At 57.0% G+C, this 2500-nt stretch carries 2 tRNA genes and 1 rRNA gene (1 of these 3 cut by a window edge); all 3 read left to right on the plus strand.

The window, feature by feature from the left end:
* The first annotated feature begins 694 nt into the window (after window positions 1-694).
* Window positions 695-2183: ribosomal RNA gene (locus tag I6F12_RS13555) — 16S ribosomal RNA — on the plus strand.
* A 192-nt stretch (window positions 2184-2375) separates the two neighbouring features.
* A tRNA-Ile gene (locus I6F12_RS13560) sits at window positions 2376-2452 on the plus strand.
* Between the two features lie 33 nt (window positions 2453-2485).
* Window positions 2486-2500 (plus strand) — tRNA-Ala (locus I6F12_RS13565); it runs 61 nt beyond the window's last position.

Here is a 2500-nt window from a genome sequence, read left to right on the forward strand (position 1 = left end):
CGTCTGGCCGGGGGGCCGACAGCCCTTGGGGCGGCACGCCCGCGGGGTGGAGGGGTGCGGAGGAGAGGCCCCCGGGGGAGGCCGCCAGGGAGGGCTCCAAGGCGCCCTCCGGAGCCCGCCGGCGGGCAAACTTTTTTTCAGATTTTTTGCCGGGCGGGCTCGTTCGATGTGCCCGGCGGCTTTCTAAATGGCTGGAATCGTGGGTGTTTTCTCGCTGGTCCGCTGTGCGACGATTTGTTGACGATTGGCGTTGACAGGCCGGAAGGTGGGGCCTATAACCCCAACCACTGAGCGCGGCGCCGCCGGGTCACTGACCAAGGCGAGCGAACGCGCCACTGATGCTCCTCACCTTGTTGAGTGACACAACAGCCGACACCAGTCGGTTGGAGTTCATCCATCGTCGGTAAGGGTGTCGGAACCCTTCCTCTCAGGAAGGTTGAGACCTCCACGGTCTCGGGCTGTTTGACAAGTGAAGATGAAGAAAGAGAAACGTGGACGGCGGAGTCCTTGCGGGTCTCGCTTCCGAGAAGCTTCGGCTTTTCTGATCGAGACCGGACGAAAGACTTCGGCGGTACACGTTTTAAAGGAAACACCATCGTTGCCAGCGATGTGAATCGCGGGCAGCACATCGACTTCGGTCGATAATGGTGGGACCTCGTCAAACGTTGTGATCAGCCGGTTCAAAGTTCAAGTCCAACTTGAGAGTTTGATCCTGGCTCAGAGCGAACGCTGGCGGCAGGCTTAACACATGCAAGTCGAGCGGGCGTAGCAATACGTCAGCGGCAGACGGGTGAGTAACGCGTGGGAACGTACCTTTTGGTTCGGAACAACACAGGGAAACTTGTGCTAATACCGGATAAGCCCTTACGGGGAAAGATTTATCGCCGAAAGATCGGCCCGCGTCTGATTAGCTAGTTGGTGAGGTAATGGCTCACCAAGGCGACGATCAGTAGCTGGTCTGAGAGGATGATCAGCCACATTGGGACTGAGACACGGCCCAAACTCCTACGGGAGGCAGCAGTGGGGAATATTGGACAATGGGGGCAACCCTGATCCAGCCATGCCGCGTGAGTGATGAAGGCCCTAGGGTTGTAAAGCTCTTTTGTGCGGGAAGATAATGACGGTACCGCAAGAATAAGCCCCGGCTAACTTCGTGCCAGCAGCCGCGGTAATACGAAGGGGGCTAGCGTTGCTCGGAATCACTGGGCGTAAAGGGTGCGTAGGCGGGTCTTTAAGTCAGGGGTGAAATCCTGGAGCTCAACTCCAGAACTGCCTTTGATACTGAAGATCTTGAGTCCGGGAGAGGTGAGTGGAACTGCGAGTGTAGAGGTGAAATTCGTAGATATTCGCAAGAACACCAGTGGCGAAGGCGGCTCACTGGCCCGGTACTGACGCTGAGGCACGAAAGCGTGGGGAGCAAACAGGATTAGATACCCTGGTAGTCCACGCCGTAAACGATGAATGCCAGCCGTTAGTGGGTTTACTCACTAGTGGCGCAGCTAACGCTTTAAGCATTCCGCCTGGGGAGTACGGTCGCAAGATTAAAACTCAAAGGAATTGACGGGGGCCCGCACAAGCGGTGGAGCATGTGGTTTAATTCGACGCAACGCGCAGAACCTTACCAGCCCTTGACATGTCCAGGACCGGTCGCAGAGATGTGACCCTCTCTTCGGAGCCTGGAGCACAGGTGCTGCATGGCTGTCGTCAGCTCGTGTCGTGAGATGTTGGGTTAAGTCCCGCAACGAGCGCAACCCCCGTCCTTAGTTGCTACCATTTAGTTGAGCACTCTAAGGAGACTGCCGGTGATAAGCCGCGAGGAAGGTGGGGATGACGTCAAGTCCTCATGGCCCTTACGGGCTGGGCTACACACGTGCTACAATGGCGGTGACAATGGGATGCTAAGGGGCGACCCTTCGCAAATCTCAAAAAGCCGTCTCAGTTCGGATTGGGCTCTGCAACTCGAGCCCATGAAGTTGGAATCGCTAGTAATCGTGGATCAGCACGCCACGGTGAATACGTTCCCGGGCCTTGTACACACCGCCCGTCACACCATGGGAGTTGGTTTTACCTGAAGACGGTGCGCTAACCCGCAAGGGAGGCAGCCGGCCACGGTAGGGTCAGCGACTGGGGTGAAGTCGTAACAAGGTAGCCGTAGGGGAACCTGCGGCTGGATCACCTCCTTTCTAAGGATGATCCTTCAGCGAGCTCACGCTCACTATCGGATCGTTTTAGAAACATCAGTGGCCAACAGATCGCCAGATCGTTGAGCTGCATTGGCGGGATTTCGCCGTCTTCGTTTCTCTTTCTTCGCGGACGAACACGCGCTGGGCCTGCATCAAGCAGGATCCCACGGTCCCTGACGGGATATGCGTTAGGGGCTTGTAGCTCAGTTGGTTAGAGCGCGCGCTTGATAAGCGTGAGGTCGGAAGTTCAAGTCTTCCCAGGCCCACCACTTTCATCGAGTGAGCATTCGTCTTCTGGTTACGGGGCCATAGCTCAG

This window comes from Bradyrhizobium sp. IC4059 (assembly GCF_020193615.1).
Classification (GTDB): domain Bacteria; phylum Pseudomonadota; class Alphaproteobacteria; order Rhizobiales; family Xanthobacteraceae; genus Bradyrhizobium; species Bradyrhizobium yuanmingense.